Genomic DNA, 23,719 nt, shown 5'->3' with positions numbered 1-23,719 from the left:
TTTTACCATGGTCAACGTGACCGATGGTGCCAACGTTTACGTGCGGTTTGCTACGTTCAAATTTTTCCTTAGCCATGGCAATATCCTATAATCTAAGCTTTTGAAAGAAAGGGTAAAATGAGATGGTGCCCATGGGCAGATTTGAACTGCCGACCTCTCCCTTACCAAGGGAGTGCTCTACCCCTGAGCTACATGGGCGAATTGTTTGGAGCGGGTGAAGGGAATCGAACCCTCACCGTAAGCTTGGAAGGCTTCTGCTCTACCATTGAGCTACACCCGCATACTCACTTTTTGCTCCAAGTAAGAATTTTTGGTGGAGGGAGAAGGATTCGAACCTTCGAAGCTCACGCAACAGATTTACAGTCTGCCCCCTTTGACCGCTCGGGAATCCCTCCAAAAGAGAACGCTAGTTTATTGGCAACTCAGATTTCCGTCAAGATTTTTTTTCATTTATTTCTTTAAAAACATCCAAGCTTTTGCTTTTAAACACTATTTATTTAAACTGAATGATTTTTTCGTACTTAGCCATCAGTTCTTCATGCGTTTCAGGATGTTCTTCATCAATCAAGATACAGTCGACAGGGCATACCTGTTGGCACTGAGGCTCATCGTAATGGCCTACACATTGTGTACACAAATTTGGATTGATTTCGTAAATTTCTTCACCTTGCGAAATGGCATCATTAGGGCATTCCGGTTCGCACACATCGCAGTTAATGCACTCATCTGTAATAAAGAGCGACATTTCTATTTCCTTTTTTCTTAAATTATCAAAACCGATTGGGCGCGGATTATAGCACAAATGACGTCGGAACAATCCGTTTGAAAGAATGTTTTACACCTTGGGAATGATTCTCAAATTCCATACTATTCAGCAACTTGCAAATAGAGCAACAATTCAAAACTACTCATTCCCGCCTTTCCTTCCCGATAAATTTCCAGCCAATCCGGTTTTTCAGGCAGCTTCCCTGCTTCAATATAGACCATTGCCCCATTTTTCAAGTGGCTTTGCAATCGGATAAACAGATTTTGCCAATCTTCCCATGCAAACGGCGGATCAAGGAACACAACATCAAATTTTTCAGACGGCCTTGCCAGATAAGCCATGCCGTCTGAACACACGATTTCCACCTGTTTCAAACCTAATTCACGGATATTTTTCTGAAGCGTTTGAACAGTTTGGCGGTGGTTATCGACCATTACCACTTTTGCCGCATTACGAGAAGCAGCCTCCATTCCCAAAGCACCACTGCCGCTGAATAAATCCAATACTGTTTTACCGGTTAAATCCTGACCCAGCCAATTAAACAGTTTTTCACGCACGCTGTCAGGCGTCGGACGCAGGCCGTCTGCAGATAAAAATGTTAACTTTCGTCCCCTGCATTGCCCGCCAATAATGCGTACTTGATTGGTATGTTTGGAATGTTTGTTGTTTGCCATGATTTTTAAAAAGATGCCGAGTTTTCAGACGGCCTCAATTATATAGTGAAACTGCCATCAAGCCGTATTCACTCTATTCTTTTAGATACAACAAGGCCGTCTGAAAATCATTTTTCAGATAGCCTTGTTGTTTCGAATTTGATAGCATGAAATATTGAACTGCGCTTCACCGGTTGAAGTGCGTTTTAAACTTAAACTAGATAAATTACATTTACTTATTTATAATGAGTATTCCTCTGAGAAATATTTATATAAGGTTATTACCATGTCAGATCTGAATCTCAGTAACAGCATCTTCCAAGGTTACAACGACAAACATGGCTTAATGATTTGTGGCTATGAATGGGGCTGGAGTAAAGCCGATGAAGCTGCTTATCTAGCAGGTGAATACAAACTCCCTAAAAATAAAATCGACCATACATTTGCCAACAAATCCCTCTATTTTGGTGAGCAGGCAAAAAAGTGGCGTTACGACAATACGATAAAAATTTGGTTTGAAATGTGGGGACACCCCTTAGACGAAAATGGATTGGGCGGTGCATTTGAAAAATCCCTGGTTCAAACCAACTGGGCTGCTACACAGGGCAACACTATCGATAATCCCGACAAGTTCACACAACCCGAGCACATCGATAATTTTCTCTACCACATCGAAAAACTGCGTCCGAAAGTCATCCTCTTCATGGGCAGCAGGTTGGCGGATTTTCTGAACAACCAAAATGTACTGCCACGCTTCGAGCAGTTGGTCGGTAAGCAGACCAAACCGCTGGAGACGGTGCAAAAAGAATTTAACGGTACACGTTTCAATGTCAAATTCCAATCGTTTGAAGATTGCGAAGTCGTCTGCTTTCCCCATCCCAGTGCCAGTCGCGGTCTATCTTACGATTACATCGCCTTGTTCGCGCCTGAAATGAACCGGATTTTATCGGACTTTAAAACGACACGCGGATTCAAATAAACCAATCACAGAAAAGTAAAGGTCGTCTGAAAATTTTTCAGACGACCTTTTCTCTTTCAAACCAACCTAATCTCACTCTTTCGGTGCAGGCGGTTCGATCTGTTCTTTCCAACCGCATTCTTTTTGCGGGCAGACTTTTTCGACGCCCCAGCGTTTGGTGGTTTTGATGGTTAAAACCGGCCATGCACATTTCGGACAAGTTTCTGCAATGGGCGGATTCCATGTGGCGTAGTTGCAATCCGGATAAGTGCTGCAACTGTAAAACAGTTTGCCGTAGCGGGATTTGCGCTCGACGAGGTTGCCTTTTTTACATTGCGGGCATTGGACACCGGTATCTTTCGGTTTTTCCAGCGGCTCGACGTGTTTGCATTTCGGATAGTTGGCGCAGCCGATGAATTTGCTGCCGGTGCGGCTGTATTTGTACACTAGGCGACCGCCGCATTTAGGGCATTCGCGTCCGTCGAGTTCGGCTTGCTCTGCTTCAGCTTTGGCGATGCGCTCGGCGGCTTCTTCGGCGGTTTCGTTAACGTTGCGCGTGTAGCTGCACTCGGGATAACCGGCACACGCGACGAAACGACCCATTTTGCCGAATTTGATTTGCAGTTTGTGTTCGCCGCATTTCGGACAGGTTTCGTCAAGTTCCTGCGTAGTAAATTTGGCGCGTTCGATGCCCTCTTTTTCTTCCACTTGCTTGATAAACGGCTTCCAAAATTTATCCATAACAGGAATCCATTGGCGTTTGCCGTTGGCAATTTCATCAAGCTGGTCTTCAAGTTTGGCGGTAAAGTGGTAATCGACATATTGGGCGAAGTGTTCGGTCAAGAATTTATTGACGATGTCGCCTGTGTCGGTGGGCATAAAGCGTTTTTGCTCAAGGGTAACGTATTCACGGTCTTTGAGCGTGGAAATAATACTGGCGTAGGTGGAAGGGCGGCCGATACCGTATTCTTCGAGGGCTTTAACCAGCGTGGCTTCGTTGTAGCGTGGAGGCGGAGTGGTAAAGTGTTGTTCGCCGTAAAGTTTGTCCACAGGCAATTTGTCGCCTTCGCTCATTTCAGGCAGTTTTTTGCTGTCTTCACTCTCTTCGTCGTCGCTGCTTTCTTCATAAACGCTCAAGAAGCCTGCGAAAGTTTGCACTTGTCCGGTTACGCGGAACACGCCTTTGCCGACGGTAATATCGACGGTGGTTTGGTCAAATTTGGCGGGCGTCATCTGACAGGCAACGGTGCGCTGCCAAATCATTTGATACAGTTTGAACTGGTCTGCGCTCAGGAAGGGTTTGACGCTTTCAGGCGTACGGTACACGGAAGTCGGACGGATCGCTTCGTGGGCTTCTTGGGCGTTTTTGGATTTGGTTTTGTACTGCTTGGCCGAACTTGGCAGATATTCTTTGCCGATTTTGTTTTCGATGTAATGGCGGATTTCGGTTAACGCTTCATCGGCCAAATTCACGCTGTCGGTACGCATATAGGTAATCAGACCGATGGCACCCTGCCCTACGTCTATACCTTCATAAAGCTGTTGGGCGGTACGCATGGTGCGGTCGGTGGTGAAGCCGAGTTTGCGCACAGCATCCTGCTGCATGGTAGAAGTGGTGAACGGCGCGGCGGGATTGCGGCTGCGCTTTTTCTTTTCGATGGCGGTAACGACGGCCTCTTTGCCTTCGAGTTCTTTCAATACGTCGGCTTGCGCGGCTTCGTTCGGCAGGTCGAACTGTTCGAGTTTCGCGCCGTTGTATTGGGCCAGTTTGGCGGTAAACTTACTGCGACCTTTATGGCTGTCGAGATGCACCGTCCAATATTCCTGCGCTTCAAACGCGCGGATTTCGTTTTCGCGTTCGCAAATCAGACGCAAGGCGGGACTTTGCACACGGCCTGCGCTCAAACCGCGGCGGATTTTTTTCCACAACAATGGTGAGAGGTTAAAACCGACCAGATAGTCCAAAGCGCGACGGGCTTGTTGCGCATCGACCAAGTCCATTTCGATTTCGCGCGGATGGGCAACGGCATCGAGCACGGCGTTTTTGGTGATTTCGTGGAACACGACACGCTGTGGCTTGATGTTTTTCAGGCCGCGTTTGGATTTTAGAATTTCCAAAAGATGCCAAGAAATGGCTTCGCCTTCCCTATCCGGGTCGGTTGCGAGGTAGATGTTTTCGGCTTCTTTGGCACCGGCAACGATGGCATCGACATGTTTGCTGTTGCGGCTGATCAGTTGGTATTTCATGGCAAAGCCATTGTTGGGATCGACTGCTCCGCTTTTGGGTACCAAGTCGCGGACGTGGCCGTAAGACGCCAAGATTTCAAAATTACCGCCCAGATATTTTTTCAGGGTTTTGGCTTTGGACGGGGATTCGACGATTAATAGGTTTTTCGCCATTGTTGTTCTCTTTTGGATGTATTGGGTTTATGTTTCAGACGGCCTTTTATCATTTTGTTCAGGCCGTCTGAAAAAAGGTTTAGTGCATCACGTTTTGTCCGGTCAACGCACTCATCAAGTCGTCGCCTATCAGGACGGGCAACTCGCTCTTGTGCATCCACAACACCAGCAATACCAACACTTTGGCGGTATCGAGGGTGATTTCGTCTGATGGAATGTGCATCAGGGCGTGAATGACGATTTCGCGTTGCTCATAAGTAATTGCGCGTTCGGTAACCAGATACTGCATCAAACCCATGACTTCCTGCGGCAGGTTTTCAGCTTCTTCACGGCAGAATACGCGCAGGGAGTCGCTGTTAAACGGCTCGGCATAGAATTCGGACGTATTGAACAAGACTTCCATCATCATCAATGTATTGCCGATTTCCGTAGCATCAAAACCCGCATCTTCCAAGAGGCGACCCAAATCCTCCGGAGGCGGACAATTGTCGAAATCTTGGAAGTGTTCGATTAAATAGGCAATGACTTCGGTCATGCTGGTTCCTTAAATATAGATAATTTATGCTTTGACACGCTGATAACGGCCGCCCGGCAAGGCGGCGACGATACCGTCAAGTTCGTATTCCAAAAGCTGTGCGTACACGTCTGCCGCTGCCGTATTGGTTTGTTGCGCCAAAATATCGGGATGTATCGGGTCGTAACCCATTGCTTCCAATAAAACGCTAGTTGATGGGGCGGCAGGTAGGTTTTCAGACGGCCTTTGCGGTTCATCCGCTATTGTTTTTGGTTGCAGATGTTTGGTTTGATCGTTTTTCGGTTTGACCGTCTTATTTATAGAATATGATGGAACAGGCGTATTTTGCAATAGCTGCGGACACTCATGGAGAATATCGTCCAAACATTCCACCAGTTTTGCCCCGTCTTTAATCAGCTTGTGACAGCCTTTGCTGTGCGGATTGTCTATCGAACCGGGTACCGCCATCACTTCGCGCCCCATCTCCGCCGCTAATTTGGCAGTAATCAATGAGCCGGATTCCAATGCCGCCTCGACCACCAATGTCAGTTGCGATAACGCGGCAATCAGACGGTTGCGGCGCGGAAAATTGCCTGCGAACGGACGCGTGTCCAAAGGGAACTCGCTGACAATCAATCCTCTTTCGGCAATTTCATAAGCAAGGTTTTTATTGGATGGCGGATAAATGCGGTCTATACCGGTTCCCCAGACGGCAATGGTACCACCATCTGCCTGCAATGCGCCCTGATGGGCGGCGGTATCGATACCCGAAGCCATACCCGATACGACGGGAATGCCTTTTTCGCTCAACGCCCTGCCAAAATCTTTGGCAATCCGCATTGCCTGCGGCGTGGCATGGCGGCTGCCGACAATCGCGGCAGAAGGTGTGTGCAGCAACTCTGCATTGCCGCGTAAAAACAAGACCGGCGGCGCGGTAATGCCTTGTGTCAGCATTTCGGGGAAATCATCATCTTGCAGCAGCAACAGACGGCAACCGTCCTGCATTTCCCATTGTAAAGCGGCTTCAGCAGACCGCTGTGCCAAAGCCCGTTTGTCCGCATTACGCCACGACTCGGCTGCCTGTTTATGGCGCACCAACACAGCAATTTTGTCTGCCGGCGCATTCAAGGCTGCTTGTGCGCTACCGAATTGCTGCAACAGCACTAAAAAACTTTCTGCGCCGATATAGGGCGTAAATGCCAGTTGCAACCAAGAAAAACGCTCGTTTTCCGTCATCAATCTGTTCCCTTTTTGTAATGGTTGTTCAGACATCCTGAAGTAAATAAAGGCCGTCTGAATATTTTATTAATATAAAGCTTTTGTTGGCTTAAAAGGCAAAATAACCATGCCTAGCCATATCATTATTTTTTATAAAGTATTGCTTGTCTAAACACACCGTCAAATGACGATGCCGTCTGAAAAACCTGATGGCTTTCAGACGGCCTCTTTTGTGTTTAAACCGATATTGCGCTTATTCTTCGGATTTGTCGGCGCTGCGGCGCGATACGCTGATACCGAGTTGTTTGAGTTTGCGGTAAAGGTGTGTACGCTCCAAACCGACCTTTTGCGCCACGCGGCTCATATTTTGGCCTTCTTGGGCGATGTGGTACTCAAAGTAGCGGCGCTCAACTTCTTCCCTCAATTCGCGCAAAGGCATATTGAAATTGAAGCCGCCGATGATTTCTGTCGCCGTTGCGTTTTCCTTCTGACCCAAAGCCACGGCAACGGCCTGCTCGTCCACTTCTTTGCCGTCAGATTCCAACATGATGTTTTTCACCGTTTCGGCAAGCTGGTCGTAATTGCCCGGCCAATCGTATTGGCGCAAAACCACCAACGCGCTGTCGCTGAATTTTACCGGTTGGATTTTTTGACTTTCGGCCAAATCGGTCATGATGCGGTTGATTAAAAAGACGATGTCGTCCGGCTGGCTGCGCAAAGAAGGAACATTGATGCGCTCTTTCAACAGCTCTGCCAGTCTGCCGGTAACGACGTCATCGGCGCTCTCACCGCGTTTAAAACCGCATGAAGCAATCACACGGACATTGTAGCGGTCGGCTTTTTCCAGCAAGAAAGCAATACCGTTTTGGATGTTTTTGCTGTACCGGGCAATATCGCCGACATACAAAATACCGCCTGATGCCTTTTGCAACAGCTCCATCGGCGTGTCGACAATGTGTTCGACACGGTCGGTTGCCACCCAAGGCGTACCGCTTTTGTGCAGATAGCGGGCGACAATCTCAAACGGCGAGCCTGCCTCACCGGCCAACAACAGCGGGCGGTTGTGTTTGGCAGCCGCTTCAATGCTGCTGTTCATTTCTTGAATGACGGGGCTGTTGCCCAGTTTGTCCAAAGTCATACCGGAGGCCGTCTGAACTTCACCATGTTTTAAGGCGCGTTCTACTGCGGACAAGAGTTTTTGCAGGGCAATCGGTTTTTCCAGAAAATCGAGCGCGCCGATTTTGGTGGCTTCAACCGCGGTATCGATACTGGCATGGCCGCTCATCATCACCACAGGCATATTGAGTTGGCCGTTTTTCGCCCACTCTTTCAACAAAGTGATGCCGTCGCAATCGGGCATCCAAATGTCCAGCAACACCATGGCTGGACGCGTTTGATAACGCAATTGGCGCGCTTCTTCGGCATTTTCGGCCAAAGTGACGGTATAGCCTTCGTCTTGAAGGATTTCGGAGAGCAGGTCGCGGATGCCTACTTCATCATCTACAATCAAAATATCACTGCTTCGCATAAGTTTCTGCCATTTCCGGTAAAGCTATTTTGACGCACGCGCCGCCGCTGTTCTGATTGCTCAGGCTGATACGGCCGCCATGCTCCTCGATAATTTTTTTCACAACAGGCAAACCCAGCCCCGTTCCTGTCGGTTTGTCGGTAACGTACGGCTCAAAAGCATTGTGCAGCATTTCTTTGCTGAAACTTTTACCGTTGTTGCAGACGGTCAGGAAAACCTGTCCGCCTTCGCGCCCTGTTTCGACGTTTACTTGCGGCGCTTCGTCCGACTCTGCCGCTTCTGCGGCATTCTTAAATAGGTTATGCAACACTTGGCGCATCGCCGTCGTATCGGCAACAATCGGCAGTGCGTCGGCGCTGAGCCGTGCATTAAACTTGCACGCTCCGGCCTCATATAATACCAATACTTCCGACACCAAACCGTTTAAATCTTGTTTTTCTAAATTCAGCGACGGCGCACGCGCATAATTGCGGAATGCTTCGACCATTTCTTTCAGCGCGGCCACCTGTTTGACGATGGTATCGGTTGAACGGCTGAGGATTTGGGCGTCTTGTTCGTCAAGTTTATCATGCAATTTCCATGCCAATCTCTCGGCGGAAAGCTGAATAGGCGTAAGCGGATTGCGGATTTCGTGCGCCAATCGTTTCGCCACTTCGCCCCATGCGGCCTCTTTTTGTGCCCGCATCAAGACGGTAATGTCATCAATCACCATCACCACGCCGTTATCGTTGTCTTCCGGCAGGATGGTGGCCTTACCCAATAAGATTCGGGCATCATCGGGCGCGGCATATTCGACTTGGACGGGTTTGTCGCTGTCGGCGGTTTCATTAATGGCGGCAAACACATCGGCCAACAGGGTTTGCTGCGGCGATTTTCCATGCCATTGATGCCAGTTGCTGCCCCACAAAGACACCAGCGAAACACCCAAAATCCGTTCGGCGGCCTTGTTAAAGGTTTTCAGACGGCCATCAGCATCCAAAGTAATCACGCCTGTGGTCAAACTTTCCAACACGCATTCCAAATAATGGCGGGCGGCTTCTTCGCGCAAACGGTTGCGCTCGTCTGCCTCTTTGGCAATCGCCAATTGCTCGGTCATGTGGTTGAACAATTGGGTCAACCGGCCGAACTCATCATTGCGAAACACCGGCCGGGTCTGGCTGAAGTCACCCTGAGCCACCGCCCGCGCACCCTCTGCCAACGACAATACCGGTGCCACAAAACGGCGGGCAAAATACAAAGCCATCACCAACGCCAAAAAGATGGCCAACAATGTCGCAACCAACAGCGTGGACAGGAAAAAGGTTTGCAGGCCCTTTTTGGTATAACTCAGCTCGGCGTATTTGGCGCGGGCCGCTTCAATCAACGTCGCGTCTTGGGCAACATCTTTCGGAATCGGCTGTCGGAAAAACAACGCATAATCCTGATTTTTATGCGTACCGATCAGCATCCAGCCTTGAGCATACAGCACGCCGCCAATGTTTTCCAAGCTGCGCACCGAGCCGGTCTGCTCCAACTGCTCCCATCCTTCTTTGGTGAGTTCGGGTTGATTTAGTTTCAGGGGATTGATGCTTTTCTCAGCTTTATGGGTGGTCGCGTTATAAAGCGCCAGCTGGGCAAAGTCGGCAGTAAGCGCCGATTTTGCCAGCGTCTGCCCTAAATTGCCGTCCAGTGAAGCGGCACTGATTAAGTCGATCTGCACCGGTGTGGCGTTGCTGACAGCGTTGTCCACCGCCAAGTTCAGCGCGGATTTGCTCAAGTTTAAGCTGCGCTCCAGAGCCTCATGGGTATCGTTGCCAAACCAAGAATTAATCGTACCGTTAATAAACTGGGCGGAAATGCCGAACAAAAACACACCCGGCAATACAGCAACCAAGGTAAACATCCCCGACAACCGACGCGCAATCTGCGAACCGAATACACTTTTGCTGTTGTCGCGCATCAAAAGCACGACATAGCGCACCAACACTGCTGCCAACACCAGTAACAGCAAGCCGCACAAAGCAACAATCCACCAAAAATAATCGGACAACACGTTGCTGCTGCCCGTTGCAACAGTCAGACCGTACAACAAAACAACGGCGAATACGGCGGCAATCAGAAGAAAGCGGCGCATGGTTTACTCCTGCACGACCGACAAGGACTTCCAACCAGAATCCAAATGCCAGTTTTTAGACGTCAGGGCATTGATTTGGAACGGTTTCGGCAGCTTGGCGGTTGTCAGCAGCAGGCGGATTTCAGCCTTCGTGTCTTTGGCGGCCACATCACTCAGCGCGCCCTTGGACAAAACCTTCCAATTCGCGACCGCGCCCACTGCGCGCAAGGCAGTCTCAAGCGTGTCGTACTCGGTAGAAAACGTACCGACGGTAACGCGATAGCGGTTGGTCAGCGGATGGAAGGATAATTTGTATTGAATCGTGCTGTCGTTATTGAGCAGCTGGTCGAACTTGAATTTATAAGACGACATAGACGGCGCTGACAGCTGCCAACTCAAATTGAAATGCAGGGGGACGCCCTGTTTGAGTGCTTCTTTAAGCTGGTCGGGCAGGTCGGTGCGGAAACGGCTGCTGACGGAAAGCTGTCCGGCATGGGTCAGCTTTGCCTCGGCACGGGTCGCACTGATGCCCTCGCCCGCCGCGTTCAGCGATACGGCGAGCAAGAGCGGTACAATCAGCGTTTTACTGCTTTTTAATAAGCGCGTAATAAAAGCCATCTTGATGTTTGTTCGGTAAGAGCACATGCGATTCGATCAACTCGGCATCGGCATGGCGGTTAAGGAATTTTTGCAACTGACCGTCGTTTTCTTCGACAAAGACCGAGCAGGTAGCCAGCAACATCCTGCCGTTTTTCGTCAGGGTCTGCCACAGTGCGTCTAATAATGCTTCCTGTTGGCGTGCGGTTTTGACGGCATCGGTCGGCCGGCGCAGCCATTTGACATCAGGATTGCGGCGCGCCACACCCGAAGCGGTACACGGCACATCGGCCAAGACAGCGTCAAAGGCCTTGCCATCATACCACGCTGTCAAGTCCTGCGCATCGGCACAAGTCAAAGAGGCCGTTTGAAAGCCTAAACGGTCAAGATTGCTCTTCACCCTGTTCAGACGGCCTTCGTCTATATCCAAAGCGGTAACATGACAATCTGCCAGTTCCAAGATATGGCCCGTCTTGCCGCCCGGCGCCGCGCAGGCATCGAGGATGCGTTCGCCATCTTTCGGATTCAACAAATAGGCAGCACGTTGCGCACCAAAATCCTGCACCGACACCAGGCCGTCTGAAAAACCGGGCAGACGGCTGACCGGCACGGCTTCTTCCAACATCACGGCGTATTCGTCCAAAGCCCTGGCCGGAATACCTTCCGCAGCCAGTTTTTCCAAATAGCTTTCGGCATTACCGTGTCGGCGGTTGACGCGCAAAGTCATCGGCGGATGCGATTGCAGCGCGGTAGTAATGTTGTGCCAATGTTTCGGATAATGGTTTCTCAAGTAAGCTACCCACCACAGCGGCAAATTGTGTTTCGCCACATCGTCTTTTTTGCAGGAAGCCGCGAGCTTGTCGCGTTCACGCAAAAAGCGGCGCAAAATCGCATTGGCAAACGAGCGAAACTGGCCGCGGCCGATTTTGGCAATGCTTTCCACCGCTTCATTGACCACGGCATGAGGCGCATTGCGCGTGTAATGCAGTTGGTACATCGCCGCCAAAAGCAGGCTTTCGAGCTGCGGATTGTCAATCGGCTTTTTCAGCATTTGACCAAGCATGTGCTTCAAACTGCCCAAATAACGTTGGCAACCGTAGGCAATATCCTGCAACGCGCCGTTTTCCTGCGCCGTCAGCTGCGGATGCGCCGCGCGGATTTCCGCCAAGACATCCTGAAGATTGCGCCCTTCGGCAACCGCGGCAACGCTGTCGGCGGCCAATTTTTGGGCGAGGGACATACTCATATTTTTGCTTTCTGATTCATATCTGATTTCAAGTGTTCGGAGGATTTCAGACGGCCTGTTCAGCTGCCAGCAATGCCCGATAATATTCGGCATCTGCTTTGGAAAAACAGCAAAAGATGACTTTTTCTACTGCCGGACATTGCGGCAGGGTTTGTTTCAAACTCTCCAAAGCGATACGCGCGGCGGCTTCGGCCGGGAAGCGGTACACACCGGTGCTGATGCACGGAAAGGCGATGCTGTGGAGATCGTGTTTCTGGGCAAGCAGCAAGGAATTGGCGTAGGATTGTGCCAATTTAGCCTCTTCATTTTGCTGTCCGCCAAACCATACCGGCCCGACCGTGTGGATGACAAAACGCGCAGGCAAACGATAGCCTTTGGTTATTTTGGCTTCGCCTGTGCGGCAACCACCCAAAGTGCGGCACTCGTCCAGCAGCTCTTTGCCCGCGGCGCGGTGTATTGCACCGTCTACGCCGCCACCGCCCAACAGCGATGAATTGGCGGCATTGACAATCGCATCTACTGCCAATCGGGTAATATCGCCCTCGACCACTTCAAAAACAGCCATTACCTTCTTTCCTCTACGTTGATTTCCAGCCTGTTACAAAACCGTTCCGACTTCAATCGTCCGGCCTGCCGCAAATGCCTGTATGCTCATGCGTTTGCTGCCGGAAGGCTGCAATTCGGTGATGTTCAGCGCATTTTCACCGCACGCCACCAGCAGGCCGTCTGAAGTGCAAGACAATACTTCGCCTGCCTTACCCTGTTTGGCCACCACTTCGGCACGCCAGATTTTCATCGGTTTGCCTTGATACTCGACCCACGCGACAGGCACGGGGTTGAAAGCACGGATTTTGCGCTCAATCACAGCAGCACTTTCATTCCAATCGATACGCGCTTCTTCTTTGCTCAATTTCTGGGCGTAGGTAACACCTTCTTCAGGCTGCTTAACCGCGTTCAGACGGCCTTCCACCTGCAGACGCTGTAAGTCGGCAACAATCGCTTCCGCACCCAAACCCATCAGCGCGTCATACACTTCGTTGGCGGTATCCGTAGGTTGGATGGCATAGCGGTGTTCACTGACCACATCGCCGGTGTCCAAGCCGATGTCCATCTGCATGATGCACACGCCGGTTTCGGCATCGCCGGCTTCAATCGCACGTTGAATCGGTGCCGCGCCGCGCCAACGGGGCAACAGCGAAGCGTGGATATTGAGGCAGCCGTGTTTGGGCGTATCCAACACATCCTGCGGCAAAATCAAGCCATACGCAGCCACCACCATCACATCCGCGCCTGTATCTTTGAGCATTTGCAGGGCTTCGGCGTTATTGCGCAACTTTTCCGGCTGCGCCACGGTCAAACCCAATTCCAAGGCAGCCTGTTTGACCGGCGATGCGGTCAACTGCATACCGCGGCCTTTGGGGCGGTCGGGCTGGGTCAACACCAGCGGAATTTCAAAACCTGCGGCGGCGATGGCTTTCAAGGCGGCGGCGGCAAAATCGGGCGTACCGGCAAAGATGACTTTCATGTTGTGTCCTTGTGGAAATGGTTTGAATGGCGCGTTGGGCAAACTGTTTCAGCTGAAAAGGCCGTCTGAAAGATTGAAAACCGAAGTCTGCCTTCTGTTTTGTCTTTTCAGACGGCCTTTAAGCGATGCGTAGGTCAGATGGTGTGTTTCTGACGTTTTTTCAGTTTGGTTTTAATGCGGCCTTGTTTCAGCTGCGACAGGTGTTCGACAAACACGATACCCATCAGGTGGTCCAATTCGTGCTGCACGCAGATTGCCAGCAGGCCGTCTGCTTCCAGCGTGAATTTCTCGCCTTTTTCGTTCAAGGCTTCAACTTTGACGCGCTCGGCACGGGTTACGGTATCGTAAATGCCCGGTACGGACAGACAGCCTTCTTCGTAAGTCGTCTCGCCGTCTTTTTCGACAATGACGGGATTGATGAACACGCGCGGCTCACTGCGGTCTTCGGTCAAATCCATCACGACGATGCGCTCGTGTACGTCGACCTGAGTGGCCGCCAAGCCGATACCGCGTGCTTCGTACATGGTTTCAAACATATCGGCAACCAATGTTTGGATGCGCTCATCGATTTTTTCAACAGGTTTAGCGACCGTGTGCAAACGCTCGTCGGGGTATTGGAGGATGTTCAGTAAAGCCATAATATTCTCGTTTTATAAAGCTGATGTGTGATTTTCATACAGATTCGGTTTCCGCCGCCACAATCTCCTGTCATGACAGCAACATTCAATGCTAAAATAACGCCGAAAAATGTTAAGATAGCGCGACGGAGGCCGTTCGTTATCGTATTGATGAATGGGCGGCAGTTTCGCAAACTCCAGCCTTCTCTGTTTATCATCTGAAGACAAACCGAATCGATTTCAAGGGGAACGGTTATGCAACAACGTATTATAACCCTGCTTTGCATGGCAGGCATGGCTATTTCTGCCCACACTCAGGCAGCTTCTTTAAAAATCCGCCCCAATGCGCCGCAACGCTACGTCGTTAAAAACGGCGATACCTTGTGGGGTATTTCCGGCAAATATCTGTACAGCCCATGGCAATGGAACCGCCTTTGGGGCGCGAACCGCAACACCGTCCGCAATCCGCACCTGATCTATCCGGGTCAGGTGTTGGTTTTACGCTACGTCAACGGCCAGCCGCGACTGGGTTTTGAACATGCCCAAACCCGTTCAGACGGCATTCCCGTGATCAAACTGCATCCGCGCGTACGTGAAACTTCCGGCTACGGCATCCCAACCGTCAATGTCAATCTCTACCGCATGTTCATGAAACATCCGCAGATTATCGCTCCGGAAGAAACCGCCAATGCGCCGCGCCTGATTGCAGGTCCCGACAACCGCGTCCTCTACACCCAAGGTAACCGCGTGTACGCATACGGCCTGACCGAACCCGGCCGCTACCTGACCTACCGCGTCAATAAAAACATCACCGACCCGGAAACCGGCAAATTCCTCGGCCAAGAAGTCGTGTTCAGCGGCATCGCCAACACGCTTCCTTACACCGACTCCGCCTTGGAACACCGTACCCGCGCTTCTGACGAAAAACTCAAAAGCAACGAGTATTACACCCAAGTCAACAAAGCCATGAAGCTGCGCACCCAATCCGCGCAACCTTTGGTTATCGAAGAAGCCGTTTCCGAAATCCGCAAAGACGACTATCTGCTGAAACTGCCCGAAGGCCTCGACAGCTTCAATGTTATGCCTCACGCCCCTGCCCGTCCGATTCAGGCTAAAGTCGTTTCCATTTTCGACGGCGTGGGTGAAGCCGGCCAGTTCCAAACCATTACTTTAGATAAAGGCGAACTCGACGGCTTGGATAAAGGCACTGTGGTCAGCCTCTACAAACGCGGCCGCCAAGTCCGTGTCAATCTGTCCAATAACCTGATTCGCAAGCCGAAAGATAAAGATACGGTTGAATTGGTTTCCATTCCGGCGGAAGAAATCGGTTTGGCAATGGTGTACCGCACATCCGACCATCTGGCATCCGCCATTATTTTGGAAAGCCTGAACAGCGTTTCCATCGGCGATACCGCTTCCGAACCCGGCCGCGATTTGGACAATATGGCCGATGAAAAAACCATGGACAAACCGGCTGAAGACGAACAAGAAAGAGAAATCGAACTGGAAGTCCACAGCTGATTGGACTTTTTTAGCAGCCATCCGGCAAATAAAGGCCGTCTGAAAACCTGTTTTTCAGACGGCCTTTTGATTGCTGCCCATCAGAATAAAGAAATCTGTAACACGTTGTTTAAAGCGCAAACAACATCTTATTTCTCAAGCCGATAATCGGCTATTCCCTTTTCTATCGTCTTTCCGTTCTACCATTCCAATCAGAAATATGAAAAGCCCAATACGCCATTTATTGCCTGTGGATTGTTCCATCTGTTCCTACCAATCAAAAAGGCCGTCTGAAGATTTCAGACGGCCTTTCTATCCATAATTCAAATCCGATTATTTGAATTTGTAAGTGTATTGCAAGCCCAAGATGTCCGCTTTGTTTTTGAAGCGGGCAGAGGAGGTACCGCGGCTGTCTACGTCGTTGCCGCTGGCTTTGCCGGTGCGGTAAACCGTGTCATTGATGTGGATATGGCTGTACGCCGCATCGATAACATGGTTTTTACCCAGTTGATATTTGGCACCGACGGAGAACCAGATACGGTTGCCGTCAGGCAGGCTGTTCATGCGGTCTTCGGCGCTTTTAACCGGTGATTTGTCGAAAGCGATACCGGCACGCAGTTGCAATGGTTCGGTAACTTGGTAAGAGCCGCCGAATGCGACTTTATAAGTGTTGCGCCAGTTAGGCGTGATGACGGTACGGTCAGATTGGCCGTTGACAACTTTTTTGGTGTTTTCAAACACCAGCTCGGCTTTGTTGAAGCGGCTGTGGCGCGTCCAAGTCACATCGCCGAACAAATTGGTTTTGTCGGTGGCGCGGTACATACCATGAACAGACAAAGACTCAGGCGTGACGATTTTGACGCTGGCTTTTTCGTTCGGCACATAACCGCGTGCAGCCATTGCACCCAAATCCCAAGCACGTTTTGCATATGCGCCGTCCGCTTCCCAATCGGCAGTGCCTTTCAGCGTATGCGATACTTTGGAACGATAGTTCACACCCACGCGTGCGCGCTCGTTGATGTCCCACATCCACGCCAGTTGATAGCCGAAGCCCCAATCGTGGCCTTTTACATCGGCATGACCGTCAGCTTTGCCGGTCGCATCGACAGCAACAGGACGACCTGCTTGACGGGAAGCCAAACCGCTGGCCAATTGGCTGATGGCGCCGGAAGCATCCCAGTCGGAGTATTTGCGCAATTCGGCTTTGGAATATTGGGCAATCAAACCGGCACCGACGGCGTGTTGCTCATTCAATTTCCACGCGACTACCGGCTCGATGGCGATGGTGGTCAAACCCAGTTTGTTGATGTTGTGGCGCAATACGGAATCTTTTTCGTATTCTGTTGCGGAACCGAAAGGAACGTACACGCCCAAACCCAAAGTCACATCGTCGCTGGCTTTGTACGCGCCATAGACGTGCGGAGCAATAGTGGTTTCGGTAATTTTGCCGCTGGTCGAGCCGCTGACATCGGCACCTGTGCGGAAGTGTTTCGCAGATTCCGCTTCATAATGAATGCTTGGGAAAACGATATTGGCATTGACGGAAATTTGGCTGCTGTCGATTTTGCTCAAACCGGCCGGATTGTAGAAAATGGTTGAGGCATCGGCGGCTTCGGCGGCGGCGGCGTTGGCTGTGCCTTGTGCGTTAACGGATTGTGTGCCGAAGTGGTAACCAGAAGCTTGGACGGCAGTAGATAAAAGTGCTGTGCTTAAAATAAATGCTGTTTTTTTCAAATTGAAATGAATCATTTTGGTTTACCGTGAAAGTAGCGGACAAAGAAAAAGGCCGTCTGAAACGTCCTTTATTGATTTAGTATAGGCACTCAATTCTATACTACATCGTTATTCTTGCCTATTATTTTCGGTTTTTTACATAAAAAATACCCAAAATATAAAAAAAGCAGGCTGAGGGCAGCCTGCTTTTTCCACTTAGTAAAACATTGATTCAATTATTTGACTTGCAACACTTCCAATGTGTTGGTCGAACCGGATTCGCGCATTTTCGAGCCGCTTGTAATGATGTATTGGTCGCCGGAACACAGAATTTGGTGTTCGACCAACACAGCTTCCACTTCGTTCAGCGCAGTATCGTGGTCGGTACTGGTCGCCAAAATCATCGGACGCACGCCGCGATACATTGCCATGCGGCGTTGGGCGGAAATGCTCGGAGTCAGGGCGAAAATCGGCAAGGTGATGTTGTGGCGGCTGATTTCAAAGGCGGTTGAGCCGCTTTCGGTCAGGGCGACAATCGCTCTGGCGTGAACCGCACGCGCTACGCCGACTGCGCCGCCGGCAATCGCCAAGTTGGTGCTGACGGCTTCGGGATACTCAACTTGTTCGGCAACGCCGTTGAGCGAGTCCTGCTCTTTTTCGGCTGCCGCGCAGATAATCGCCATTTGGCTGACGGTTTCAAACGGGTATGCGCCGACGGCGGTTTCGGCGGAACACATCACCGCATCGGTGCCGTCTAACACCGCGTTTGCCACGTCGCTCACTTCGGCGCGGGTCGGTACGGGGTTGGTAATCATGGATTCCATCATTTGGGTCGCGGTAATGCTGAAGCGGCGCAACTCGCGGGCGCGGCGGATCATGCGTTTTTGCAGGGCAGGAACAGCGGCATGGCCGACTTCCACTGCCAAGTCGCCGCGGGCAACCATAATACCGTCGCTGGCGAGGATGATTTCGTCCAGATTTTCAATGGCTTCTACGCGCTCAATTTTGGAAACCAAACCGGGGCGTACGGCTGTACTGCCTTTCATTTCTTCTTCGACTTTGGCGCGTGCGATGTGCAAATCTTCGGCAGATTTCACAAAGCTGATGGCCAAGTAGTCGCAACCGATGGCAATCGCCGTTTTCAGGTCGCGGAAGTCTTTTTCGGTCAACGCGCCGGCAGACAGGCCGCCACCGCGTTTGTTGATGCCTTTATTACTTTTCAGCACATGACTGTTTTCAACTCTTGTAATAATCTTACTTCCTTCAACCGCCTCAACGGTCAAGGTCAACAGGCCGTCATCCAGCCACAAAACATCGCCGGCAACGACGTCATTCGGCAAATCGCGGTAGTCCAAACCCACCGCTTCGCGTGTGCCTTCGCCTTCAAGCGCGGCATCCAAAATTAAGGTTTCATCTTTATTCAGCTCGATGCTGCCGCCGGCAATTTTGCCGACACGGATTTTCGGGCCTTGCAAGTCGGCAAGGATAGCCACTTCCTGACCTGCGCGTTTCGCAGCTTCACGCACGATGCGTGCATTTTCTTCATGGAACTCCGGAGTACCGTGACTGAAATTGAAACGGACGACATTAAGACCGCCGACACGGATCATGTCTTCCAACAATTGCACATTGTTGCTGCCCGGACCCAATGTGGCGACAATTTTGGTATTGTGACTGATACGGGTTAAATCACGTTGCAATTCGCTCATGTAAACGTCCTTTCCTGTTGATTCCACGTTTGATAATGAAGAAGATTGTACGCTTAATACAATAACGTTGGCGTAAAATTACATTATTTTCTGACTTAAACTAAATTTATTTTTGCATTAACCTACTTTTCTATCAGATACAATACACTCTCACGTCGTCATTTTTGATTTTCAGACGGCCTCCCTCATACTAATAGAATACTCAACTGATCCATGAAACGTTTTTTGACTCCACTACCCATCGGCATCGTTTTGGCCGACCTGATCTACGGTTTCGTACTTAATGTCATGCAAGGCTTAAATTTGCAACAAACCGCCGCCAACCAGTCCGGTACCATTTCCGTTACGCCCGACATTGCCTTCAACAGCCTGCAAATCGTCGCCAACGGCGGCATGGTTTGCATCATCGGCTTCGGTTTGATTGTTTTGTTCCAACTCAACCGCACCGTATTGCGCCAACAAATCCTGCCCATCGGCATTTTCCGAACCCTCGGCCTGTTGGCTGTTTTGGCATTCAGCATTTCGTCTTTGTGGGAATGGTTGCATGCCGCTTTGTCGCTGCTTTCCGGTCACAACGTTTTAAACTTCAGCAACCCGCGTTATCTGGTTACCGCGGCCTGCATGCCCATTATCGCTTTCTTGTGCATCTTGCGCCTGTACAATTGGTATCGCCTGCATCGGACTGTTGCCACTGACGACACCTCCACGCCCCTCTAATCAAGCTACAAAAAGGCCGTCTGAAACAGGAAAACCTATTTCAGACGGCCTTGTCATTGTATATCTCAACGTTGATGGCTGGTTTCTACACCGGCCTTAATCTCACCATACATTTGCGAGCTGCCTTGTCCGCTGCCTGATGCGCAGTCCGCCAAGCTCAGTGTCAAAACAGCCGCAGTCAAAATCTTCAACATAGATTTCTCTCTTTCTACAAAAATTATTTCGGATCGCAACGGAAATGGTAAGCGCAGATTTCAAATCCGTTTTTGAAGTAGAGACGATGGGCATCTGCACGGTCATGGTTCACATGGACATTCAAATGGATTTTGGTTGCCCCGGTTTCCGCACCAATTTTGCGTACTTCTTCCAACAAGCGAGAAGCATAGCCTTTTTGGCGGCATTGCGGCATGGTTACGAGATCATCAATATGGATATGGTAACCACTGGCCAAGTTATGTGCAGCATGGAAACCGCATACGGCTACGGCATTTTGTTTACCTTCTTCAAAAATACCCAACAGGCGGTAGCCGGTTTTGCGCTGATGCTCGTTGATTTGTTCGACAAAACGGTGAATATCGGTCAAAGAAGAACGCAAAATGCTCAATGCCGCAAAAGCGGTTGCAGTTTCTTCCGGCGGAATTTCACGCAATACGCCGACCACAGGTGCGGCAGCTTGAGGCTCAGACTGCGCATTGACCGCTTCCGCACGCTCGGCAGCATGTTTTTCTTCAATCGCCTGCGCCAACAAAACGCGCTCGACCGGCACTTCGCCCTGCTGTTTGCTCTCTTGCTCTTTGAGCAAGGCTTTGCAGTCAATCACGCGCAAATCATTATCCGCCGCAAAGTCCATCAAGAAACGGAACATTTGCGGATTGTCTTCTTCCAACTTTTTATCGACCGCCACACAACGGACATTATCCACCAAAATCGGGCGCACCCAATTAGAATAGGAAAGGCGGTTGTCTTTAGTAAAGGAGGACAAAATACCGCACAGGCGCTCCGCCCAGTCGCTTGGTCGGAAAATCTTGCCTTTGCTGGTCGTACCATGGATCACAACTTCATAAGGATTACACACTAACATAAGCAGCTTCCTGAGAGTAAATGGCTGAAGGAATATTTCGCCAGTGCCAACATCAGAAAAAGTTCCGATACATAGCAACAGATTATTGAAAAATATCAGTAAGGTTTTGAAATACGACAATGATGAGACAGCTTGCCGATCCTGACAATCCGTTTCGAATTCTCTGATTATTATACCCGATACGCCTCTTTTTCTTCAAAAATCATTTGAAAAATAACAACAGGCCGTCTGAAAACAAGTATTTCGGTTTCAGACGGCCTGCATATTTTAAATATCAATACAACAATTTCTTGCGGGGCTTTTGCTCGCCACTGGATTTAATTTCTGACAAATTGAAATTCAGTATGCTCAAATCCAAAATGCTTTCAGAAGTGCATTGATCGCCAAAGGCATTTTCATAAGTGGCCTTCAGTTTCAATACTCCGCCGAATGTTTGGTCCGGCAATTCGGCAGCCAGCGCCAACATACTTGCAAACACGCCGCCATACAATTCGCCCGATGCCAGCATATCCACGCCGCTGGAAAACATCTCCAACTGCATCACTGCATCGGCAACCAACTTGCTCGGCAAGTGATCCGGCAAAGGCTCTGCCTCAAAGCGCACATTCTTCGCCAAGCCCTTACCGCTATTGCGGACAACCAAAACCAATAAATCCGTTTGACCGTCAGAACGCTGCAACGTCGCATGCAAAACCGGATGAATGCTCTCTTTTTGAATCAGCTGCTCGCGGTGCAACATCTTGCTTTTAGCTTTGGATCGCGCAGAGACGACGGCCCAAATCAACCAAACCAATGCAACGGCAGAAATGGCTGTAACCAAAAGGGGAAGATTGGCCAAATAGGCTTGCTGATTAAACCAAACTTGTGCGGCTAAAAATCCGGCAAAGAAAATCAAGACGTATAAAATTGGGGCAAACCGGCTTTGTATGGATGAGTGCATGAGTTTTCCTACATTTCGTATCATGTTATTAAAAAATAATGCCTTTCGGGCGAATAATGTCATCAACCCGGAAGGCATCATTTTAACGTAATTTTAACGCAACTTGGCTTAATATCTTGCTTTTTATCATCTAATGTATCAAGCAAACAACTCAAACTTCGCAGCCGTGTCTTCAGACGGCCTGAGATTTTTATCAGGCTTCGGCAACCGAATCACGCGAGAAGATTTTTTCGCAATAATGACATTTCAAACGTGTCTGACCATGATGTGAGCGGACATAAAAACGGCTGATGACCGGCTCGCCATGACTGGCGCAATTGGTATTCGGACAGCGGAATACCTCCGAAATTTCATCCGGCAATGATAAATGCTGTTTCTCAACGACCTTAAACCGATCGATTTTGTTGACCACTGCTTCAGGGGCAAACAAAGCCAAACGGTTTGCCGCATTGGCATCCAACCATACGCCGCTGATTTTAATAATGTCTTTGCTGCCCTGCGTTTTGCTGGGCAAATTGAAGCCGACCGTTACTGCATTGCCATAATGCAGCAGTTTGAACTGCCTTAAAATGGCCAAGCCCTTACCGGCAGGAATATGGTCAATGACCGTACCTTGTTCGATCGCTTCCACGCTGAGTTTTGAGTTTTCCATCTTTCGCTCCTTAAACTTCTTCGTTCAATACCAAAGACAAAATCGCCATCCGTGCATACACACCGTTGGTTGCCTGTTCAAAATAATAAGCATGAGGTGTTTTATCCACATTCGGATGAATTTCATCTACCCTCGGTAAAGGATGCAAGACGCGCAAATTAGGTTTGGCATTTGCCAACATTGACGCATCAAGATTGAATTTACCCTGGATTTTGGCAAATTCCTGCTCATCAAAACGTTCGCGCTGAACGCGGGTCATGTACAAAATATCCGCCCATTCGACCGCTTCCTCCAAGCCGGACAAAATTTGATAAGGGCAACCGGCCTCTTCCAGCTCTTCAGTGATATAGTCCGGCATCGCCAAGCTGGGAGGGGATACAAATGCAAATTCACAACCCCAACGCTTCAATGCCTGACATAATGAATGTACCGTACGGCCATATTTCAAATCGCCGGCCATCGCAATCTTCAAATTGCTCAAACTGCCCTGCGTTTCATAAATCGTTACCAAGTCCAAAAGCGTCTGACTCGGATGTTGGTTGGTACCATCGCCGGCATTAATCACGGGCACGCTCGAAAACTCGGCCGCCACACGGGCCGCACCGTCTTTCGGGTGTCGCTGAATAATCGCATCCGTATAGCTGGAAATAATCCTCGCAGTATCCGCAAGCGTTTCACCCTTTTTCGCACTGGTATTCGCGCCATCGGAAAAACCGATAACTTTCCCACCCAAACGCTGTACCGCCGTTTCAAAAGACAAACGTGTACGGGTGGACGGTTCAAAAAAGCACGAACCAATCAACTTGCCTTCAAGCAAATCTTCACGAGGCTGCTTTTTCAACTTCAAGGCCGTCTGAAGCAGCAATTCAAGCTGTTCTGTCGTCAAATCTGAAATTGAAATAATATGTTGCCGATAAAGCGGATTAGGCATGACCATTCCTTCCCATAAAAAAACCCGCAAAGCGGGCGTTTCAAGCAAACCGATTCCATCGTTGTCCGGCATGATTCCCACCGGACAGTCTCAACCATGTTTCTACCACACCCATGAAATCTCCCGCATTATCGCATATTTAACAGACGACTGCTTCTATCAAGTTTTCAGACGGCCTAAGGCATTTACAAACTAGTCCCATACTCAACAGCTGAAACCCAGATACAGGGATTCGGCTTACGCTATTACCCAATGGCTCCTCTTTGTCCAAGCTCTCATTGCCGGCCCCATACAAAGCCGCCCGTCAACCCGAACCGGCAAACGGTTCGGCCTCGGGGCGGCGTATACGGCAGTTAACCATC

At 50.0% G+C, this 23,719-nt stretch carries 21 protein-coding genes, 3 tRNA genes and 2 pseudogenes; 3 read left to right on the top strand and 23 right to left on the bottom strand.

Annotated elements, in window-relative coordinates; translation table 11 throughout:
• Positions 1 to 123: 123 nt before the first annotated feature.
• From ACTHSX_RS09890 to rsmD, 5 genes are all read right to left on the bottom strand, one after another.
• Positions 124 to 198: transfer RNA gene (locus ACTHSX_RS09890), tRNA-Thr, on the bottom strand.
• Between the two features lie 8 nt (positions 199 to 206).
• Positions 207 to 280 (bottom strand) — tRNA-Gly (locus ACTHSX_RS09885).
• 31 nt (positions 281 to 311) lie between these two features.
• A tRNA-Tyr gene (locus ACTHSX_RS09880) sits at positions 312 to 395 on the bottom strand.
• Between the two features lie 98 nt (positions 396 to 493).
• Positions 494 to 745 carry a YfhL family 4Fe-4S dicluster ferredoxin gene (locus ACTHSX_RS09875; protein WP_003679513.1) on the bottom strand — a complete coding sequence of 84 codons (252 nt, stop codon included), beginning with the start codon at positions 743 to 745 and terminating at the stop codon, positions 494 to 496.
• 122 nt (positions 746 to 867) lie between these two features.
• The gene (gene rsmD, locus ACTHSX_RS09870) at positions 868 to 1,440 is read right to left on the bottom strand and encodes a 16S rRNA (guanine(966)-N(2))-methyltransferase RsmD (RefSeq protein WP_440377542.1); all 573 of its coding nucleotides are present in this window, start codon (positions 1,438 to 1,440) and stop codon (positions 868 to 870) included.
• A gap of 265 nt (positions 1,441 to 1,705) precedes the next feature.
• Between rsmD and ACTHSX_RS09865 the strand changes: the two genes are divergently transcribed.
• Positions 1,706 to 2,398 carry a hypothetical protein gene (locus ACTHSX_RS09865; RefSeq protein WP_440377543.1) on the top strand — a complete coding sequence of 231 codons (693 nt, stop codon included), beginning with the start codon at positions 1,706 to 1,708 and terminating at the stop codon, positions 2,396 to 2,398.
• A gap of 72 nt (positions 2,399 to 2,470) precedes the next feature.
• Here the strand turns inward: ACTHSX_RS09865 and topA are convergent, their stop codons facing one another.
• From topA to def, 11 genes and pseudogenes are all read right to left on the bottom strand, one after another.
• Positions 2,471 to 4,777: a type I DNA topoisomerase gene (gene topA / locus ACTHSX_RS09860; RefSeq protein ID WP_440377544.1), complete on the bottom strand. Its 2,307-nt coding sequence runs from the start codon at positions 4,775 to 4,777 to the stop codon at positions 2,471 to 2,473.
• 79 nt (positions 4,778 to 4,856) lie between these two features.
• Positions 4,857 to 5,312: a DUF494 family protein gene (locus ACTHSX_RS09855; RefSeq protein ID WP_150538139.1), complete on the bottom strand. Its 456-nt coding sequence runs from the start codon at positions 5,310 to 5,312 to the stop codon at positions 4,857 to 4,859.
• Between the two features lie 24 nt (positions 5,313 to 5,336).
• Positions 5,337 to 5,492: pseudogene (locus ACTHSX_RS09850) on the bottom strand (DNA-processing protein DprA); the annotation flags it as partial.
• A gap of 104 nt (positions 5,493 to 5,596) precedes the next feature.
• Positions 5,597 to 6,527: pseudogene (gene dprA / locus ACTHSX_RS09845) on the bottom strand (DNA-processing protein DprA); the annotation flags it as partial.
• A 235-nt stretch (positions 6,528 to 6,762) separates the two neighbouring features.
• Entirely contained in the window at positions 6,763 to 8,037 is a 1,275-nt protein-coding gene (locus tag ACTHSX_RS09840; protein WP_440377545.1) for a sigma-54-dependent transcriptional regulator, read from the bottom strand.
• Positions 8,024 to 10,150: a sensor histidine kinase gene (locus ACTHSX_RS09835; RefSeq protein ID WP_107849008.1), complete on the bottom strand. Its 2,127-nt coding sequence runs from the start codon at positions 10,148 to 10,150 to the stop codon at positions 8,024 to 8,026. Before ACTHSX_RS09835 ends, ACTHSX_RS09840 begins: the two co-directional genes overlap by 14 nt.
• A gap of 3 nt (positions 10,151 to 10,153) precedes the next feature.
• Positions 10,154 to 10,747 (bottom strand): DUF4390 domain-containing protein, encoded by a 594-nt coding sequence (locus ACTHSX_RS09830; protein WP_004520180.1) that lies wholly within the window; start codon positions 10,745 to 10,747, stop codon positions 10,154 to 10,156.
• Positions 10,713 to 11,972, bottom strand: coding sequence for a 16S rRNA (cytosine(967)-C(5))-methyltransferase RsmB (gene rsmB, locus ACTHSX_RS09825; RefSeq protein WP_440377546.1), 1,260 nt, complete (start codon positions 11,970 to 11,972; stop codon positions 10,713 to 10,715). The genes ACTHSX_RS09830 and rsmB overlap by 35 nt, the downstream gene beginning before the upstream one ends.
• Before the next feature lie 46 nt (positions 11,973 to 12,018).
• Positions 12,019 to 12,537 (bottom strand): O-acetyl-ADP-ribose deacetylase, encoded by a 519-nt coding sequence (locus tag ACTHSX_RS09820; protein ID WP_440377547.1) that lies wholly within the window; start codon positions 12,535 to 12,537, stop codon positions 12,019 to 12,021.
• 33 nt (positions 12,538 to 12,570) lie between these two features.
• Positions 12,571 to 13,497 (bottom strand): methionyl-tRNA formyltransferase, encoded by a 927-nt coding sequence (gene fmt / locus ACTHSX_RS09815; protein ID WP_440377548.1) that lies wholly within the window; start codon positions 13,495 to 13,497, stop codon positions 12,571 to 12,573.
• A 134-nt stretch (positions 13,498 to 13,631) separates the two neighbouring features.
• Complete coding sequence (def, locus tag ACTHSX_RS09810; RefSeq protein ID WP_003678675.1) at positions 13,632 to 14,135, bottom strand: peptide deformylase; 504 nt, start codon at positions 14,133 to 14,135, stop codon at positions 13,632 to 13,634.
• A 234-nt stretch (positions 14,136 to 14,369) separates the two neighbouring features.
• On the opposite strand from def, the gene ACTHSX_RS09805 reads away from it, so the two are divergent.
• On the top strand, positions 14,370 to 15,635 hold the full coding sequence (locus ACTHSX_RS09805; protein WP_440377549.1) for a LysM peptidoglycan-binding domain-containing protein: 1,266 nt from the start codon (positions 14,370 to 14,372) through the stop codon (positions 15,633 to 15,635).
• Positions 15,636 to 15,947: 312 nt separating this feature from the next.
• Here the strand turns inward: ACTHSX_RS09805 and ACTHSX_RS09800 are convergent, their stop codons facing one another.
• On the bottom strand, positions 15,948 to 17,363 hold the full coding sequence (locus ACTHSX_RS09800) for an OmpP1/FadL family transporter (RefSeq protein WP_440377550.1): 1,416 nt from the start codon (positions 17,361 to 17,363) through the stop codon (positions 15,948 to 15,950).
• Positions 17,364 to 17,563: 200 nt separating this feature from the next.
• On the bottom strand, positions 17,564 to 19,036 hold the full coding sequence (gene pyk / locus ACTHSX_RS09795; RefSeq protein WP_440377551.1) for a pyruvate kinase: 1,473 nt from the start codon (positions 19,034 to 19,036) through the stop codon (positions 17,564 to 17,566).
• 213 nt (positions 19,037 to 19,249) lie between these two features.
• Here pyk and ACTHSX_RS09790 point away from each other — a divergent pair, with 213 nt between their 5' ends.
• Entirely contained in the window at positions 19,250 to 19,753 is a 504-nt protein-coding gene (locus ACTHSX_RS09790; protein WP_440377552.1) for a hypothetical protein, read from the top strand.
• 65 nt (positions 19,754 to 19,818) lie between these two features.
• On the opposite strand, the gene ACTHSX_RS09785 is transcribed toward ACTHSX_RS09790, so the two are convergent.
• The 5 genes from ACTHSX_RS09785 to pyrB form a co-directional block, all read right to left on the bottom strand.
• A complete protein-coding gene (locus tag ACTHSX_RS09785; RefSeq protein ID WP_440377553.1) occupies positions 19,819 to 19,947 on the bottom strand; it encodes a hypothetical protein in 129 nt (42 codons plus the stop codon).
• Positions 19,948 to 19,970: 23 nt separating this feature from the next.
• A complete protein-coding gene (locus ACTHSX_RS09780; RefSeq protein WP_254347155.1) occupies positions 19,971 to 20,834 on the bottom strand; it encodes a GNAT family N-acetyltransferase in 864 nt (287 codons plus the stop codon).
• Positions 20,835 to 21,108: 274 nt separating this feature from the next.
• The gene (locus ACTHSX_RS09775) at positions 21,109 to 21,774 is read right to left on the bottom strand and encodes a hypothetical protein (RefSeq protein WP_440377554.1); all 666 of its coding nucleotides are present in this window, start codon (positions 21,772 to 21,774) and stop codon (positions 21,109 to 21,111) included.
• A 193-nt stretch (positions 21,775 to 21,967) separates the two neighbouring features.
• Positions 21,968 to 22,426, bottom strand: a complete 459-nt coding sequence (pyrI, locus tag ACTHSX_RS09770) for an aspartate carbamoyltransferase regulatory subunit (protein ID WP_440377555.1) — start codon at positions 22,424 to 22,426, stop codon at positions 21,968 to 21,970.
• Positions 22,427 to 22,436: 10 nt separating this feature from the next.
• Complete coding sequence (gene pyrB / locus ACTHSX_RS09765; RefSeq protein ID WP_315040006.1) at positions 22,437 to 23,357, bottom strand: aspartate carbamoyltransferase; 921 nt, start codon at positions 23,355 to 23,357, stop codon at positions 22,437 to 22,439.
• Between the last annotated feature and the right edge of the window lie 362 nt (positions 23,358 to 23,719).

This window comes from Neisseria sp. P0014.S002, assembly GCF_051958295.1.
In the GTDB taxonomy this organism is placed as follows: domain Bacteria; phylum Pseudomonadota; class Gammaproteobacteria; order Burkholderiales; family Neisseriaceae; genus Neisseria; species Neisseria flavescens_B.
The sequence above is the reverse complement of the archived record's forward strand: the minus strand, read 5'-3'. Positions and strand labels throughout refer to the sequence as shown.

What these genes read in the sequence shown, in the direction of transcription:
- ACTHSX_RS09875 (WP_003679513.1), bottom strand. Translation starts at nt 745, where the DNA reads ATGTCGCTCTTTATTACAGATGAGTGCATTAACTGCGATGTGTGCGAA.
- rsmD (WP_440377542.1), bottom strand. Translation starts at nt 1,440, where the DNA reads ATGGCAAACAACAAACATTCCAAACATACCAATCAAGTACGCATTATT.
- ACTHSX_RS09865 (WP_440377543.1), top strand. Translation starts at nt 1,706, where the DNA reads ATGTCAGATCTGAATCTCAGTAACAGCATCTTCCAAGGTTACAACGAC.
- topA (WP_440377544.1), bottom strand. Translation starts at nt 4,777, where the DNA reads ATGGCGAAAAACCTATTAATCGTCGAATCCCCGTCCAAAGCCAAAACC.
- ACTHSX_RS09855 (WP_150538139.1), bottom strand. Translation starts at nt 5,312, where the DNA reads ATGACCGAAGTCATTGCCTATTTAATCGAACACTTCCAAGATTTCGAC.
- ACTHSX_RS09840 (WP_440377545.1), bottom strand. Translation starts at nt 8,037, where the DNA reads ATGCGAAGCAGTGATATTTTGATTGTAGATGATGAAGTAGGCATCCGC.
- ACTHSX_RS09835 (WP_107849008.1), bottom strand. Translation starts at nt 10,150, where the DNA reads ATGCGCCGCTTTCTTCTGATTGCCGCCGTATTCGCCGTTGTTTTGTTG.
- ACTHSX_RS09830 (WP_004520180.1), bottom strand. Translation starts at nt 10,747, where the DNA reads ATGGCTTTTATTACGCGCTTATTAAAAAGCAGTAAAACGCTGATTGTA.
- rsmB (WP_440377546.1), bottom strand. Translation starts at nt 11,972, where the DNA reads ATGAGTATGTCCCTCGCCCAAAAATTGGCCGCCGACAGCGTTGCCGCG.
- ACTHSX_RS09820 (WP_440377547.1), bottom strand. Translation starts at nt 12,537, where the DNA reads ATGGCTGTTTTTGAAGTGGTCGAGGGCGATATTACCCGATTGGCAGTA.
- fmt (WP_440377548.1), bottom strand. Translation starts at nt 13,497, where the DNA reads ATGAAAGTCATCTTTGCCGGTACGCCCGATTTTGCCGCCGCCGCCTTG.
- def (WP_003678675.1), bottom strand. Translation starts at nt 14,135, where the DNA reads ATGGCTTTACTGAACATCCTCCAATACCCCGACGAGCGTTTGCACACG.
- ACTHSX_RS09805 (WP_440377549.1), top strand. Translation starts at nt 14,370, where the DNA reads ATGCAACAACGTATTATAACCCTGCTTTGCATGGCAGGCATGGCTATT.
- ACTHSX_RS09800 (WP_440377550.1), bottom strand. Translation starts at nt 17,363, where the DNA reads ATGATTCATTTCAATTTGAAAAAAACAGCATTTATTTTAAGCACAGCA.
- pyk (WP_440377551.1), bottom strand. Translation starts at nt 19,036, where the DNA reads ATGAGCGAATTGCAACGTGATTTAACCCGTATCAGTCACAATACCAAA.
- ACTHSX_RS09790 (WP_440377552.1), top strand. Translation starts at nt 19,250, where the DNA reads ATGAAACGTTTTTTGACTCCACTACCCATCGGCATCGTTTTGGCCGAC.
- ACTHSX_RS09785 (WP_440377553.1), bottom strand. Translation starts at nt 19,947, where the DNA reads ATGTTGAAGATTTTGACTGCGGCTGTTTTGACACTGAGCTTGGCGGAC.
- ACTHSX_RS09780 (WP_254347155.1), bottom strand. Translation starts at nt 20,834, where the DNA reads ATGTTAGTGTGTAATCCTTATGAAGTTGTGATCCATGGTACGACCAGC.
- ACTHSX_RS09775 (WP_440377554.1), bottom strand. Translation starts at nt 21,774, where the DNA reads ATGCACTCATCCATACAAAGCCGGTTTGCCCCAATTTTATACGTCTTG.
- pyrI (WP_440377555.1), bottom strand. Translation starts at nt 22,426, where the DNA reads ATGGAAAACTCAAAACTCAGCGTGGAAGCGATCGAACAAGGTACGGTC.
- pyrB (WP_315040006.1), bottom strand. Translation starts at nt 23,357, where the DNA reads ATGCCTAATCCGCTTTATCGGCAACATATTATTTCAATTTCAGATTTG.